Source organism: Kitasatospora sp. NPDC004745, from assembly GCF_042873275.1.
GTDB lineage: Bacteria > Actinomycetota > Actinomycetes > Streptomycetales > Streptomycetaceae > Kitasatospora.
In genome coordinates, this window is sequence record NZ_JBIALK010000057.1 from 1 (window position 1) to 15937 (window position 15937).

Here is a 15937-nt window from a genome sequence, read left to right on the forward strand (position 1 = left end):
AGGTTGACCGGGCCGTCGGGGGTGGTGAGTTCGAGGTCGGGGGCGAGCAGTCCGAGCAGGGGGTGGGGTTCGCCGGCGCCTTCGGGCAGCGGGATGTCGTACCGGGTGCCGACCCCGCCCGCCAGGTCCACCAGGAAGCGGTTCGGGCCGTCGAAGGCCACCACCTCGCGCAGGATTTCCCGCAGCGGACCGATCCGCTCCACCGGGTGCAGCAGCGCGGTCTGCGCCCGGGTGGCCCGCAGGGCGGCCCGGCCGGCCGGGTGACGCTCGTCGTGGTAGCTGTCCAGCAGCCCCTGCGGCGCCGTGCCGCGCGCCGTGGCGGCCAGCTTCCAGCCCAGGTTCAGCGCGTCCTCCAGCGCGGTGCTCAGCGCCAGCCCGCCCAGCGGGTAGTGGACGTGGGCGGCGTCGCCGGCCAGCAGGACCCGGCCGTCGCGGTAGCGCTCGGCCTGGTGCGCGGCGTCGTCGAAGCGGCCCGACCAGAGCGGCTCCAGCGGGCCGAGGTCGAGGTCGGCGATCCGCAGCACGGCCTTGGCCAGCTCCTCGCCGGTGACCGGCGTGGAGGCGTCCTCCCGGGGCGGCCGGCCGAACTCGGTGGTGATCAGCCGCAGCCGGTCGGGCCCGACCGGCGCTCCCATGGACAGCCCCCGCTCGAAGTGGCGGGCGCCGAACACCTCCGGCGGCACCGCCGCGAAGTCCACCCGGACGTCGGCGACCAGGCCGGTGGACCCGGCGGCCTCGCCCGGGAACGGGATGCCGGCCAGGGTGCGGACGGCGCTGCGCGGGCCGTCCGCGCCGACCAGGTGGGACGCGGCCAGCTCGTACCCGCCGTCCGGACCGGTGACCTCGACGAGGACCCGGTCCGCGTGCTGGGTCAGCCCGGTGACCCGGTGTCCGCGCCGGATCTCCACCCCGGCGCCCAGGGACGCCTCGATCCGCTCCTCCACCCGGGCCTGCGGCAGCAGGTGCGGGTAGCGGGCCCGGCCGCCGGCCCGGTCCGGGTCCAGCCACAGCAGCGAGAAGTGCACCTGCGGCAGGGCCAGGGCCTGGGGGCGCAGCTCGGCGTAGAGGCCGCGGCGCTCCAGCGCTCCGACGGCCGCGGTGTTCAGCGCGACCCCGGCGGCGGTCCGGCCACCCGGCGCGGACCGCTCCAGCACCACCACCGGCACACCGGCGCGGTCGAGTTCGGCGGCCGTGAACAGTCCGGTGATCCCGGCGCCGGCGATCACCACCGGCAGACCGGCCGTCATACGGCACCGCCGGCGGTCGAGGGGGCGCCGAACCAGGTGGTGAGGGCGTGGTGGAGGGTGGTGGGGTGGTCGGTGGCGGCGGCGATGTGGCCGTCGGGGCGGATGAGGAGGGTGGTGGTGTCGAGGTCGGGGTGGGGTGCGGCGGTGAGGGTGTCGATGCGGTCGTTCCAGCCGGTGGTGTCGGGCGGCTGGGTGGTGCCGTCGGTGAGGTGGAGGAGGAGGCCGCGGCCGGGGTGGAGGCGTTCGGTGAGGTTGACCGGGCCGTCGGGGGTGGTGAGTTCGAGGTCGGGGGCGAGCAGTCCGAGCAGGGGGTGGGGTTCGCCGGCGCCTTCGGGCAGCGGGATCTCGTACCGGGTGCCGACGCCGGTCACCAGGTGCAGCAGGAAGTCGTTGACCTCAGGGAACTTCACCAGCTCGGCGAAGATCTCGCGAAGCGGGGTGATCTTCTCCAACGGGTAGAGCAGCGACACCTGGGCCTGGGTGTTCACGCAGACCCGGCGCCCCACCGGCCGGCGCTCCGCCTCGTAACTGTCCAGCAGGCCCTCGGACGCCCGGCCCTGGACCGCCGCCGCGAGCTTCCAGCCCAGGTTGAACGCGTCCTGCAGACCGGTGTTCAGCCCCTGCCCGCCGATCGGGTAGTGGACGTGCGCGGCGTCGCCGGCCAGCAGCACCCGGCCGTCGCGGTAGTGGTCGGCCAGCCGGGTGGAGTTGCCGAACCGGGAGAGCCAGGTGGTCTCCTCGAAGTCGGGCGCGGTGCCCGTCACCCGCTTGATCGCCTCGCGCAGCTCGTCGTCGCTCACCGGGACGTCGTCGCCCGGCCGCTCCTGGTCGAACTCCGTGGTCATCAGGCGCAGCTTGCGGCCGTTCTCGATCGGCACGGTGGCCATCCAGCCGCCCGGGTGGAGCTCGGCCGAGTAGGCGACGGTCTCGCCCTCCCGGACGACGACGTCCCCGAGCACGCCGTAGAACGCCGACCCGGAGCCGGGGAAGCCGATCCCGGCCAGCTTGCGCACCCTGCTGTGGCCGCCGTCCGCGCCGACCAGGTAGGCCGCGTCCAGCCGGTACGGCCCGTCCGGCCCGGTGACCTCGACGGCCACGCCGTCCGCGTCCTGGGTGAAGCCGGTCAGCTCGTGGCCGCGCCGGATCTCCGCGCCCAGTTCGCGCGCCCAGCCCTCCAGCGCGTGCTCGGTGCGCCACTGCGGGACGGCGAGGGTGTAGTCCTCCTTCGGGCCCTCCGGGCGCTTCAGCCAGAACAGGCCGAAGTGCATCGCCGGCCACGCCTCGGTCTCCGGGGTGCGGAACCGGTCGACGATGCCGCGCTGGTTCAGGATCTCGATGCTGCGCACGTGCAGTCCGAGGCCCCGGGACTCGCCGCTCGGCTCCGGCAGCCGCTCCAGCACGACGGTGTCGACGCCGGCCAGCCGCAGTTCGGCGGCGAGCAGCAGTCCGGTCGGTCCGGCGCCTGCGATGACGACCCTCTGGCTCACGGGCGGGGCTCCTTCGTTCAGGTGGAGTCCCCCGGGCGCGCCGCAGCGGCGCGCCGAAACGGGGGAGGGGGAGGCACCGCGGACGTGCGGTGCCTCCCCCGAGCCTCGACCGGGCGGCCAAACCGGGCCTTTGCGGCGGCTAAACTCCGGCCGGCTCCCCCGCGCCCGCCGCCGCCCCCGAGCAGACCGCCGCCGCCAGCGGCTCGGAGACCGCTCCGCCGAGGCTCTCCCAGGGCAGCAGCCGGAGCAGCTCCCTGGCCAACGCGGTCGGGTTCGGGTGGTCGTAGGCGAGGGCCGCGGGCAGGTCGGTGTCCAGCAGCCCGGCCAGTCTGGTCCGCAGCTCCAGGGCGGTGAAGGAGGTGAAGCCCGCCTCCAGGAAGGGCTCGGCGAGGCCCAGCTCCTCCGGGGAGTCGTGGCCCAGCACCGTCGCCGCGTGCAGCCGCACCAGGGCGACGAGCGCCTCCTCGCGCTCGGCCGGGGCGAGCCCGGCCAGGTCCGCGCGCAGCCGCCCGCCCGCGTCCTCGCCGGCGGGCTCGGCGGGATCCCCGCCGAGCGGGTCTGCCGGCGGGGCCGCTGCCGGGGTGGCGACGCGCCGCCGCCAGGCCGCCAGCTCCGGCAGGACGGCGGCCAGCCGCGCGACCAGGGCCCCGTCGGCCTCGTCGGCCCCTTCGGCCGGGGCGCCGTCCCGGGCCGGGGTGTCCGGGGCGCCCCCGGTGCCGAGCAGCTCGGCGAGCGCCGGAGCGCCCGCCTCCACGGCCGCCCAGAACCGGTCCTCGGCCGGGGCCGGCGCCTGGGCGGGAGCGGCGTCCAGCCAGTACGTCCGGCGCTGGAAGGGATAGCTCGGCAGGTCGGCGAGCGGCGCCGGGCCCGGCCCGTGGACGGCCGCCCAGTCCACCGCGGCCCCGCCGACGTGCAGCCGGGCCACCGCACCGAGCAGCGCCGCCCGCTCCGGGCGCTCCCGGCGCAGCAGCGGGACGACCTCGGCGCCCGGCCGGTCGGCGGCCAGCGCCTCCTGGACCAGCGGTGCGAGCACCGCGTCCGGCCCGACCTCGACGAACCGGCCGACGCCCTCGGCCACCAGGGTGCGCAGCCCGTCGTGGAACCGGACGGCCTCGCGCACGTGCCGCACCCAGTAGTCGGGCGAGGCGAGCAGCTCGGGCTCGGCCAGCGCCCCGGTCAGGTTGGAGACCAGCGGGATGCGCGGCGCCGCGTACGCCAGCCCCTCGGCGACCCTGGCGAACTCGTCCAGGACCGGGTCCATCAGGGGCGAGTGGAAGGCGTGGCTGACCTGGAGCCGGCGGGTCCGGCGCCCCAGCTCCCGCCACCGCTCGGCGATCTCGGTGACGGCCCGCTCCTCACCGGAGATCACCGTCGAGGCCGGGCCGTTGACGGCGGCGATCGCCACGCGGTCCCGGTAGCCGGCCAGCGAGGCGAGCACCTGGCGCTCCGGCGCGCGGACCGAGACCATCGCCCCGCCCGCCGGCAGCGCCTCCATCAGCCGGGCCCGGGCGGCGACCAGCGCGGCCGCGTCCTCCAGGGTCAGGACGCCCGCCGCGTGGGCGGCCGTGAACTCCCCGACGGAGTGCCCGCCGACCAGCTCGGGCCGCACTCCCCAGGACTGCAGCAGCCGGAACAGGGCGGTGCCGACGGCGAACAGGGTGGGCTGCGTCCAGACCGTGCGGTGCACCAGATCGGCGTCCGGGCTGCCCGGCTCCGCGAACACCACCTCGCGCAGCGGCCGCCCCAGGTGCGGGGCGAGCGCCGCGTCCACCGCGTCGAAGGCCTCCGCGTACGCGGGGAAGGCCTCGTACAGCTCCCGGCCCATCGCCGGGCGCTGGCTGCCCTGCCCGGAGAACAGGAAAGCCGTCCGGCCGGGGACCGGGCCCTTCGCGCCCGCCCGCAGCAGCGCGGGCGCGTCCCCGCCGCGGGCCAGCGCGGCCAGCGCCTCCAGCCGGGCGGCCGGGTCGGCCGAGACCACCGCGGCCCGGTGCGCCAGCGGCGCGCGGGCGGTCGCCAGGGTGCGGGCGACGGCGGCCGGGTCGGCCGGTGCGCCGGTGCCGAGGCGGGTGTGCAGTCGCTCGGCCTGGGCGCGCAGCGCGGTCGGGGAGTGGGCGGAGAGCAGCCAGACCTGCGGGCCGTCCTCCCCGGCCGCGGGTGCGGCGGCCGCGGTGGGCTCGGCGGGTTCCACGGGTTCGGCGGCGGGGGCCTGTTCGAGGATCAGGTGGGCGTTGGTGCCGCTGATGCCGAAGGAGGACACGGCGGCACGGCGGGGCCGTCCGGTCGCCGGCCAGGGGCGGTGCCCGGTGAGCAGCTCGGCCCGCCCGGCCGTCCAGTCCACGTGCGGGGACGGCGCGTCCACGTGCAGGGTGCGCGGCAGCTCGCCGTGCCGGAAGGCCTCGATCATCTTGATCACCCCGGCGACGCCGGCCGCGGCCTGGGTGTGCCCGAGGTTGGACTTGACCGAGCCCAGCAGCACCGGCAGCTCACGGTCCTGCCCGTAGGTGGCCAGGATCGCCTGGGCCTCGATCGGGTCGCCGAGCGTGGTGCCCGTCCCGTGCGCCTCCACCACGTCGACGTCCGCCGCGGTCAGCCCGGCGTTGGCCAGCGCGGCCCGGATCACCCGCTGCTGCGCCGGACCGTTGGGGGCGGTGAGCCCGTTGCTGGCGCCGTCCTGGTTGACGGCCGAGCCGCGCAGCACCGCCAGCACCGGGTGCCCGTTGCGCCGGGCGTCCGACAGCCGTTCCAGCACCAGCAGGCCCGCGCCCTCACCCCAGCCGGTGCCGTCCGCGGCGGCCGCGAAGGGCTTGCACCGCCCGTCCGGCGCCAGGCCGCGCTGGTGGCTGAACTCGGTGAACACCCCCGGCGTCGCCATCACCGTCGCCCCGCCCGCCAGCGCCAGCGCGGACTCACCCGAACGCAGCGACTGCGCCGCCAGGTGGACCGCCACCAGCGAGGAGGAACACGCCGTGTCCACCGTCACCGCCGGGCCCTCCAGGCCCAGCGTGTAGGCGATCCGGCCGGTCGCCACACTGCTGGCACTGCCGTTGCCGATCCACCCCTCGAAGCCCTCCGGCACCGCCGGGTACAGCCGCGCCCCGTAGTCGTCGTACATCACCCCGGCGAACACGCCGGTCCGCGAACCGCGCAGCGACGTGGGCGCGATGCCCGCCCGCTCCAGCGCCTCCCAGGCCAGCTCCAGCAACAGCCGCTGCTGAGGGTCGGTGGCCAGCGCCTCGCGCGGGCTGATCCCGAAGAACGCCGCGTCGAAGTCCCCCGCGTCGTACAGGAACCCGCCCTCGCGGGCGTACGCGGTGCCCCGGTGGTCCGGGTCCGGGTGGTACAGGTTGGCGGTGTCCCAGCCGCGCCCCTCCGGGAACGGGCCGATCGCGTCCACGCCGTCCGCGACCAGGCGCCACAGCTCCTCCGGCGAGGCCACCCCACCGGGGAAGCGGCAGGCCGCCGCCACCACGGCGATCGGCTCGCTGCGCTCCGCCTCCAGGTCCGCGACCCGGCGGCGGGCGCGGTGCAGGTCCTCGGTGACCCACTTCAGGTAGTCGACCAGCTTCTGCTGGTCCGGTTGCTGCCGGTTGTCCGTCATCGCTTCGTCGCCTCTTCCGTTCCGTCAGGGCTCAGTGATCCGCCGGGCCGGAGCGGCCGAGCGTGGTGTCGATGAACGCCATCAGCCCGTCCAGATCCGCGTCCCGGATCGACGCGCTGACCGCCTCCTGGTCCTCCGGGCCCCCGGCCGGTGCCGCCGCGCCCCACCGGCCGCGCAGCGCCTCCAGCCGCACGGCGACCCTTCCCAGGCCCGCCTCGTCCAGCCCGGCCGCGGCCAACGCGGCGTCCAGGCGGTCGAGTTCCGCGAGCAGCCGGTCCGCCTCGGCCCCCGGCCGGGGCTCGGCCGCCGCCCGCAGGAAGCCGGCCAGCGCGCCGGACGACGGATGGTCGAAGACCAGGGTCACCGGCAGCCGCAGGCCCGTCGCCGCGCCCAGCCGGTTGCGCAGCTCCACCGCCGTCAGCGAGTCGAAGCCCAGCTCCTTGAACGAGCGCTCGACCGGCACCGCCGACGGGTCGGCGTGACCGAGCACCACCGCGACCTCCCCGCGCACCAGCCGCAGCACCACGGCGTCCCGCTCCTCGGCGGGGACCGCGGCCAGCCGCTCGGCCAGCGACCGCCCGCCGTCGGAGCCGCCCGCAGGCCGACCGGCCGTCCGCACCAGCTCCCGGAACACCGGCGGCACCGCCCCGGCCGACCGCAGGCCCGCCGAGTGCAGGGTGGCCGCCAGCAGCAGCGGCTCCGGGGAGGCCAGCGCCAGGTCCAGCAGCTCCAGGCCCAGCGCCGACGGGATCGCCGCGAAGCCGCTGCGGGCGATCCGCGCGTGGTCCGCCGCCGTCAGGTGCTCCGTCAGACCGCCGCCGTCCGCCCAGCGGCCCCAGGCCACCGAGACCGCCGGCAGCCCGAGCGCGTGCCGGTGCTGCGCCAGCGCGTCCAGGAAGGTGTTCGCCGCGGCGTAGTTGGCCTGGCCCGGCGCGCCCGCCAGCCCGGCCGCCGAGGAGAACAGCACGAAGGCCGCCAGGCCCAGGCCGGCCGTCAGCTCGTGCAGGTGCCAGGCCGCGTCCGCCTTGGGCCGCAGCACGGCCGAGAGCCGCTCGGCGGTCAGCGACTCCAGCGTGCCGTCGTCCAGAGCGCCCGCCGAGTGCACCACGGCGGTCAGCGGGTGCTCCGGCGGCACGGCGGCCAGCAGTTCCCGCAGCGCCTCGCGGTCCGCCGCGTCGCAGGCCGCGATCCGCACCCTGGCGCCGAGCGCCGACAGCTCCTCGGCGAGCTCGGCGGCCCCAGGGGCGTCCGGGCCGCTGCGCCCGGTCAGCAGCAGGTGGCGCACGCCGTGGCGGACCACCAGGTGCCGGGCCACCAGGCGGCCGAGCAGGCCCGTCCCGCCGGTGATCAGCACCGTGCCCTCGGGGTCGAGGGCGGCGGGCGCCCCGCCGTCCGCCCCGCCGTCCGCCGCCCGGGCCAGCCGCGGCACCAGGGCCGCGCCGTCGCGCACCGCCAGCTGCGGCTCCCCGGCGGACAGCGCCGCGGCCAGGGCGGCCGGCAGGGCGCGCACCGAGGAGGGCAGGCCGTCCAGGTCGGCCACCGCGAACCGGCCCGGGTGCTCGTTGACGGCGCTGCGCAGCAGGCCCCAGAGCGGGGAGTCGGCCAGTGCGATCCGGTCCTGCCCGCCGGTGGCCACCGCGTCGGTGGTCACGGCGACCAGGACGGCGTCACCGGTCCAGTCCTGCCCGGCCCACTCGGCGGCCGTCGCCAGCGCCCGCCGGGCACCCGCGTGGGCGGCGGGCAGTGGCGAGGAGCCGTCCCCGGGGGTTGTTCCGCCGAGCGGAGCGAGGAAGGCGGCGGGCAGCGGGGCGCCGTCGGCGGTGGCGGCCCGGGCGGCCGCGAGGTCGGGGTGGCGCACGGTCGTGACGCCCGCCTCGGCCAGCGCCTCGGCGAGGCCGGAGACCTCCGCGCCGAGCAGGGCCCACGGGCGGTCGGCGGCGGCGACGGGGCCGACCGGCAGCGCGGTCCAGCCGAGCCGGAACAGCGCGTCCCCGGCACGCCCCACCGCACGGGCCAGCTGGGCGTGCGAGATCCGCCGGAACTCCAGCCGGGCCACCGCGCCCAGCTCGGTGCCGGTCCCGTCCAGGAACACCACCGAGGCGGCCTCGCCGTCCAGCCGGGAGACCCGCACCCGCAGCGCCCGCGGCGTGGTGGCCCGCAGTGTGACGCCGTGCCAGGCGAAGGGCAGCCGCACGCCGTCCGCGTCGCCGTCCGGCTCCCCGGCCGCCGCCAGCACCAGGACGTGCAGGGCCGCGTCCAGCAGCGCCGGGTGAGCGGCGAAGCCGCCCGGTTCGGCGTCCAGCCTGACCTCGGCGTACAGCTCGTCGCCCTGCTGCCAGGCCGCGGTCAGTCCCTGGAAGGCCGGCCCGTAGACGTAGCCCCGGGCGGCCAGCAACTCGTAGTGGCCGGTCAGGTCGAGCGGCTCCGCGCCCGGCGGCGGCCAGACCCCGGCCGGTGGGGCGGGGCGGTCCCCGGCGGGCCGGTCCTCGGCGGGCCGGTCCTCGGCGGGCCGGCCGAGCAGGCCGGAGGCGTGCCTGGTCCACTCGGCGGGTTCCGCGCCCTGCGGGCGCTGCGGCCGGGAGTGCACGCCGATCGGGCGCTGCCCCGTGCCGTCCGGCGGGCCGACCCGCAGCTGCAGCTGCAGCGTCTCGCCCGGGCCGACCGGCACCGGCGCCTCCAGGGCGAGTTCGGCCAGCTCCGGCAGGCCGACCGCCGCGCCCGCGTGCAGCGCCGCCTCGACCAGCGCGGTGCCCGGCAGCAGCACCGCGTCCAGCACCGCGTGGTCGGCGAGCCAGGGCTGCTCGGCGGTCGACAGCCGCCCGGTCAGCACCAGGGTGCCGTCCTCGGCGACGGGCAGCGCGCCGGTGAACAGCGGGTGCCCGCTCGGCTCCAGCCCGGGCCCGCCGCTGGCGCCCCCGGCCGGCACCTGGAGCCAGTGCCGGGTGCGCTGGAAGGGGTAGGTGGGCAGGTCGGTGTGGGTGGGGGCGTGGTGGCGGGTGCTCCAGCGGGTGAGGGGGGCGCCGGTGGTCCAGGCGGTGGCGAGGGCGGTGAGGAACTGGGCGTGGTCGTCCTGGTCCCGGCGCAGCGTGCCGTGCACCGCGGTGCCCTCCGCCCCCAGGTCGTCCAGGGTCTGCTGGAGGGCGTAGGTCAGCACCGGGTGCGGGCTGACCTCGATGAAGTGGGTGTGCCGGTCGCGGTGGAGCCTGGTCACCGTCTCGTGCAGCCGGACGGTCTGGCGCAGGTTGCGGTACCAGTAGTCGGCGGTCAGCTCCGTGGTGTCGATGGGCTCGGCGGTGACGGTCGAGTAGAAGGGCACCGTCGACGGACGCGGCTTGATGTGGGCGAGGAGTTGGGTGAGGTGGTGGTGGAGGGGTTCGACGTGGTGGCTGTGGGAGGCGTAGTCGACGGGGATGCGGCGGGCGTTGATGCCGGTGGTGGTGTAGTGGTGTTGGAGGGTGTCGAGTTGGGTGGCGTCGCCGCTGATGACGGTGGTGGTGGGGCCGTTGGTGGCGGCGATGGCGAGGCCGGGGGTGAGGGGGATCCGGTGGGGTGGGAGGGGGATGGAGAGCATGCCGCCGTGGCCGGTGATGGTGGTGATGGCTTGGGAGCGGAGGGCGACGATGGTGGCGGCGTCGTCGAGGGTGAGGGCGCCGGCGGTGTAGGCGGCGGCGATTTCGCCTTGGGAGTGGCCGAGGACGGCGTCGGGGTGGATGCCGTGGGTTTGCCAGGTGTGGGCGAGGCTGGTCATGACGGCGAAGAGGACGGGTTGGACGACGTCGACGCGTTCGAGGGTGGGGGCGTGGGGGTGGTGGTGGAGGACGTCGAGGAGGTTCCAGTCGGTGTGGGGGGTGAGGGCGTCGGCGCAGGCGTGGATGTGGTCGCGGAAGGCGGGGGAGTGGGTGAGCAGGGCGCGGCCCATGCCGATCCATTGGGAGCCCTGGCCGGGGAAGACGAAGACGGTGCGGGTGTCGGTGGTCCCGGCCGTCCCGGTGAACAGGGCGCCGTGCGTCCGTCCTTCGGCGAGGGCGTCGAGGGCGTCGCGTAGGTCGGTGGGGTCGGTGGTGACGACGGCGGCGCGGTGGGGGTGGGCGGTGCGGGTGGTGGCGAGTGCGTGGGCGGTGTCCGCGGGGCGGGCGGTGGTGGTGTCCAGGTGCGCGCGCAACCGGGCGGCCTGTTCGCGCAGGGCGGGCCCGGTGTGCCCGGAGACGGGCCAGATCAGCGGGGTGTCCGATACCTCTGTGGGTTCTACCGGCGCGGTGGGTTCGGTGGCGGGGGCCTGTTCGAGGATCAGGTGGGCGTTGGTTCCGCTGATGCCGAAGGAGGAGACGGCGGCGCGGCGGGGGCGTCCGGTGTCGGGCCAGGGCTGGTGCTCGGCGAGGAGTTCGACGCCTCCGGCCGTCCAGTCCACGTGCGGGGAGGGCGCGTCCAGGTGCAGGGAGCGGGGCAGTTCGCCGTGTCGGAAGGCCTCGATCATCTTGATCACCCCGGCGACGCCGGCCGCGGCCTGGGTGTGACCGATGTTCGACTTGATCGAGCCCAGGAGGAGCGGGTGCTCGCGCTTCTTCCCGTAGGTGGCCAGCAGGGCCTGGGCCTCGATCGGGTCGCCGAGCGTGGTGCCCGTGCCGTGCGCCTCCACGACGTCGACGTCCGCGGGCGTCAACCCGGCGTCGGCCAGGGCCTCCTGGATGACCCGGCGCTGGGACGGCCCGTTGGGGGCGGTCAGCCCGTTGCTGGCGCCGTCCTGGTTGACGGCGGAGCCGCGCAGCACCGCCAGCACCGGGTGCCCGTTGCGGCGGGCGTCCGACAGCTTCTCCAGGACCAGTACGCCGACGCCCTCGGCGAAGCCGGTGCCGTCCGAACCGGCCGCGAACGGCTTGCAGCGCCCGTCCGGCGCCAGGCCCTTCTGCCGGCTGAACTCGACGAAGATGTTCGGCGTCGACATCACCACCACCCCGCCCGCCAGGGCGAGTTCGGACTCCCCTCGGCGCAGTGACTGGGCCGCCAGGTGGATCGTCACCAGTGACGAGGAGCAGGCGGTGTCCACAGTCAGTGCCGGTCCCTCCAGGCCCAGCACGTAGGAGACCCGGCCGGAGAGCACGCTCGCGGCCGCCCCCGTGATGACGTACCCCTCCACGGCGGCCGGCACGGTGGGCGTGCGGGAGGCGTAGTCGTGCGAGGAGGCGCCGACGAACACCCCGGTGCGGGAGCCGCGCAGGCCGGCCGGGTCGAGCCCGGCCCGCTCCAGCGACTCCCACGCCGTCTCCAGGAACAGCCGCTGCTGCGGGTCCATCGCCAGCGCCTCGCGCGGGCTGATCCCGAACAGCTCCGCGTCGAAGTCGGCGGCGCCGTGCAGGAACCCGCCCTCGCGCACGTAGGAGGTGCCCGAGTGCTCCGGGTCGGCGTCGAACAGCGCGTCGAGGTCCCAGCCGCGGTCGTCGGGGAACGGGCCGATCGCGTCCACGCCGTCCGCGACGAGGCGCCACAGCTCCTCCGGCGACCGCACCCCGCCCGGGTAGCGGCAGCCGATGCCGACCACCGCGATCGGCTCGTGGTCCCGGTCCTGCGCCTCCTGGAGCAGCCGCCGGGTGTCCTGGAGGTCCGCGGTCGCCCGCCGGAGGTATTCGACGAGCTTCTGTTCGTCAGCCATGTCGCCTGTGCCTTCCTCGGATTGCTTCTCGGTCAGTGCAGTGGACGGTCCGTCAGGACCGGCCGCCGTCGATGAGGGCGAAGAGCTCCTCCTCGGTGGCGTTCGCCACGTCGAGCTCCGGGGCCGCCGCCGCGCCGCCGGACGGCTCCGCCAACTGGCCCAGCAGGCCGCGCAGTCGGGCCAGCGCCGGGCCCGGCAGCGTGGTGCCCGCGGCCACGGCCCCGGCGAGCGCCGCCTCCAGCGCGACCGCCTCCGCGTGCTGCGGGCCCTGCTGCGCTTCCTCCGCCGCGCCGCCCGTTCCGCCCGCGCCGTCGGAGCGCTCGGGGACGTCCAGCTCCTCCAGCAAGCGGACCGTCAGTTCTTCGGGGGTGGGGTGGTCGAAGACGAGGGTGGTGGGGAGGTGGAGTCCGGTGGCGGTGCGTAGGCGGTTGCGGAGTTCGACGGCGGTGAGGGAGTCGAAGCCGAGGTCCTTGAAGGGTTGGTCGGCGCCGAGCCTGCTGGGGTCGGGGTGGGCGAGGACGGTGGCCGCCTCGCCGCGCACCAGGTCCAGCACCAGGTTCCGTCGGGCCGCCGCGTTGAGCGGGCCGAGCCGGTCGGCCAGTGAGGGCCCGCCCGACGTCACCGTGGCCGGGGCCGCCCGCCGCAGCGGCGGCCGCAGCACGCTGCGCAGCAGGGCGGGGACCCGGGCGCCGGCGGCACCCGGCACGATCGGCAGCGCCGTGACGACGGGCCGGGCGCCGGCCAGCGCCGCGTCCAGCAGGGCCAGGCCCTCCTCCGTCCGCAGCGGGCGCGTTCCGGAGCGGGCGAGCCGGGTGTGGTCGGCGTTGGTGGTGAGGGTGCTGGTGTCGTGCCAGAGGCCGTAGGCGATGGAGGTGGCGGGTTGGCCGTGGGTGTGGCGGTGGTGGGCGAGGGCGTCGAGGGCGGCGTTGGCGGCGGCGTAGTTGGCTTGGCCGGGGGTGCCGAGGGTGGCGGCGGCGGAGGAGAGGAGGACGAAGGCGGCGAGGTTGTGGTGGCGGGTGTGGTGGTGGAGGTTCCAGGCGGCGTTGATCTTGGGGTGGAGGACGGTGGTGAGGTGGTGGGGGGTGAGGGTGTCGAGGGTGGCGTCGTGGAGGACGCCGGCGGCGTGGATGACGGCGGTGAGGGGGTGGTGGTGGGGGATGGTGTCGAGGGCGGCGGCCAGTTGGTGGGCGTCGGCGGCGTCGGCGGCGAGGACGGTGACGGTGGCGCCGAGCGCTTCGAGTTCGGCCCTGAGCTCGGGGGCGCCCGGGCTCTGCTCGCCCTGGCGGCTGAGCAGGAGGAGGTGGCGGATGCCGTGGCGTTGGACCAGGTGGCGGGCGATGTGGGCGCCGAGGGTGCCGGTGCCGCCGGTGATGAGGGCGGTGCCCTCGGGGTCGAGGGGCTGGGGGATGGTCAGCGCCAGCTTGCCGATGTGGCGGCCGGAGGCCAGGTGCCGGAGCGCCGTCGAGGCGTCCGCGACGCTCCACGCGGTGACCGGGAGCGGTTCGAGCACTCCCTGCTCCAGGAGGTGGGTGAGTTCTTGGAGCATGTGGTGGATGTGGTCGGGGCCGGTTTGGTGCATGTCGAAGTGGGTGTAGGTGACGCCGGTCTGTCGGTGGGTGGTGTGGGGGTCGCGGATGTCGAGTTTGCCGATGTCGATGAGGTGGCCGTGGCGGGGTTGGAGGAGGCGGAGGGTGGCGTCGGTGTGTTCGTGGGTGAGGGAGTGGAGGGCGATGTCGATGCCGGTGTGGTGGGTGGTGGTGTTGATGGTGTGTTCGTAGGTGGTGTTGCGGCTGTTGTGGATGTGGGTGGTGGGGATGCCGCGTTGGGTGAGGTGGTGGTGTTTGTGGGGGCTGGTGGTGGTGTGGATGGTGGCGCCGATGTGTTGGGCGATGTTGAGGGCGGCGAGGCCGACGCCGCCGGTGGCGGCGTGGATGAGGAGGTGGTGGTGGGGTTGGAGGTTGGCGAGGTGTTTGAGGGCGTGGTAGGCGGTGAGGTGGACGACGGGGGTGGTGGCGGCTTGGGTGTGGGTGAGGTGGGTGGGGGTTTTGGCGAGGTAGCGGTGGTCGGTGGTGGTGGTGGGGGTGATGGCGCCGGGGAAGAGGCCGTAGACGCGGTCGCCGGGGTGGAGGTGGGTGATGTCGGGGGCGGTGTGGGTGATGGTGCCGGCGGCTTCGCTGCCGAAGGGGGCGTCGTGGTCGGGGTAGAGGCCGAGGGCGATGAGGGTGTCGCGGAAGTTGAGGCCGGCGGCGTGGATGGCGACCCGGACGTGACCGGGCGGTAGCTCCTCCTCCGGGTCCAGCTCTCCGGGCGCCAGGGCGAGGCTGTCGAGCGTCCCCTTCTCGACGATGTCGAGCTGCCAGGTGGGCGCGTCGGCGGGAGGAATGAGCGCGGGGGCGCTCGGGACGAGCCGCGGCGCGTACGGCCTGTCGTTGCGGATGGCGAGCTGGGTCTCGCCGCTGTCGCGCGCGGTGGCGAGGGCGGACACCAGGGTGGTGGCGGTGGTCGCGGTGACGGGGTGCTCGTCCAGGTCGAGGAGGGTGATCCGGTCCGGCTGCTCGGCCTGGGCCGAGCGGACCAGCCCCCAGGCGGAGGCGGCGGCCGGGCTGAGCAGGTGTTCGCCGGGGGTGGCGGCGACGGCGCCGCTGCTGAGCAGGACGAGGTGGACGTCATCGCGGGCCGGTTCGGCGAGCCACTGCTGGAGCAGTTCGAGGGTGGCGGCGACCGTCCGGGCGACGGCTTCGGGGAGGTCGGCGTCCCCGGTCCGGTCGGGGATCCGGGCGAGCACCGTACCGGGCCGGTCCGCCTCGGCCAGGAGTGCGGCGAGGTCGGGGAACTGTCGGACCGTCAGCTCGGCCGGGAGCAGATCGGCCGCACCCTCGCCCAGTACGGCCAGGGCCTGCGGTGCCACGGCGCCCGCGGGGAGGGCGAGTTCGGTCCAGGCGGTCTCCAGGAGCTGCGGGGCGTCCGCCGTTGCCGCCTTGAGGGTGTTGAGGGTGTGGGTGAGGTGGGTGGGGGTGGTGGGTGTGGTGGTGAGGGTGGTGGTGATGACGGGGGTGCCGTGGGGGTCGGTGGCGGTGAGGGTGTGGGTGTTGGGGTTGGTGGGGTGGGGGGTGAGGGTGGTGTGGAGGGTGGTGGCGTGGGTGGTGTGGAGGGTGGTGTGGGTGAAGGTGGTGGGGAGGTGGAGGGTGGTGTGGTCGGTGGTGGTGAGGAGGGGGTGGAGGGCGGCGTCGAGGAGGGCGGGGTGGATGGTGGTGTGGGTGGGGGTTTGGGTGGTGGGGAGGGTGGTGGTGGCGTGGAGGGTGGTGTGGTTCTTCCAGGCGTGGGTGAGGCCTTGGAAGGTGGGGCCGTAGGTGTAGCCGTGGGTGGTGAGGTCGTCGTAGAGGTGGGTGAGGGGGATGGGGGTGGTGTGGGTGGGGGGCCAGGTGTTGTCGGTGGGGAGGTCGGTGTCGGGGCCGGTGGTGGTGAGGGTGGCGGTGGCGGTGTGGGTCCAGGGGGTGTGGGGGTTGGTGGTGTGGGGTCGGGTGTGGATGGTGAGGGTGCGGGTGTGGTCGTGGGGTGGGGTGGCGGTGAGGTGGAGTTGGGTGGGGGTGGTGGTGAGGGGGGTGGGGGTGTGGAGGGTGAGTTCTTCGATGTGGGGGTGGTGGAGGTCGTGGGCGGCGTGGAGGGTGAGGTCGAGGAGGGCGGTGGCGGGGAGGAGGACGGTGTCGTGGATGGTGTGGTCGGTGAGCCAGGGGTGGGTGGTGAGGTTGAGGGTGCCGGTGTAGGTGGTGGTGCCGTCGGGGTGGGTGGTGGCGGTTTTGAGGAACAGGTGGTCGGTCGGGGCCAGGCCCAGCGCCGACGGCGTGCCCTTCGGCAACTCGCTTTCCAGCCAGAGGTGTTGGTGTTGGAAGGGGTAGGTGGGGAGGGGGGTGTGGTTGGTGTGGGTGGTGGTGTGGGTGAGGGGTGTGCCGGTGGTCCA

At 75.7% G+C, this 15937-nt stretch carries 4 protein-coding genes and 1 pseudogene; all 5 read right to left on the bottom strand.

The window, feature by feature from the left end:
- Positions 1–1247, bottom strand: a 1247-nt coding sequence (locus ACFYUY_RS39830; RefSeq protein WP_387908375.1) for an FAD-dependent oxidoreductase, incomplete at its 3' end; no start/stop codon positions are given.
- A complete protein-coding gene (locus ACFYUY_RS39835) occupies positions 1244–2734 on the bottom strand; it encodes an FAD-dependent monooxygenase (RefSeq protein ID WP_387908377.1) in 1491 nt (496 codons plus the stop codon). The genes ACFYUY_RS39830 and ACFYUY_RS39835, both read right to left, overlap by 4 nt.
- A 139-nt stretch (positions 2735–2873) precedes the next feature.
- Positions 2874–6308, bottom strand: a pseudogene (locus ACFYUY_RS39840) (type I polyketide synthase); the annotation flags it as partial.
- Between the two features lie 55 nt (positions 6309–6363).
- Positions 6364–12015, bottom strand: coding sequence for an SDR family NAD(P)-dependent oxidoreductase (locus ACFYUY_RS39845; protein ID WP_387908382.1), 5652 nt, complete (start codon positions 12013–12015; stop codon positions 6364–6366).
- Between the two features lie 16 nt (positions 12016–12031).
- Positions 12032–15937 (bottom strand): SDR family NAD(P)-dependent oxidoreductase (locus ACFYUY_RS39850; RefSeq protein WP_387908379.1); only part of this gene is annotated, 3906 nt, incomplete at its 5' end.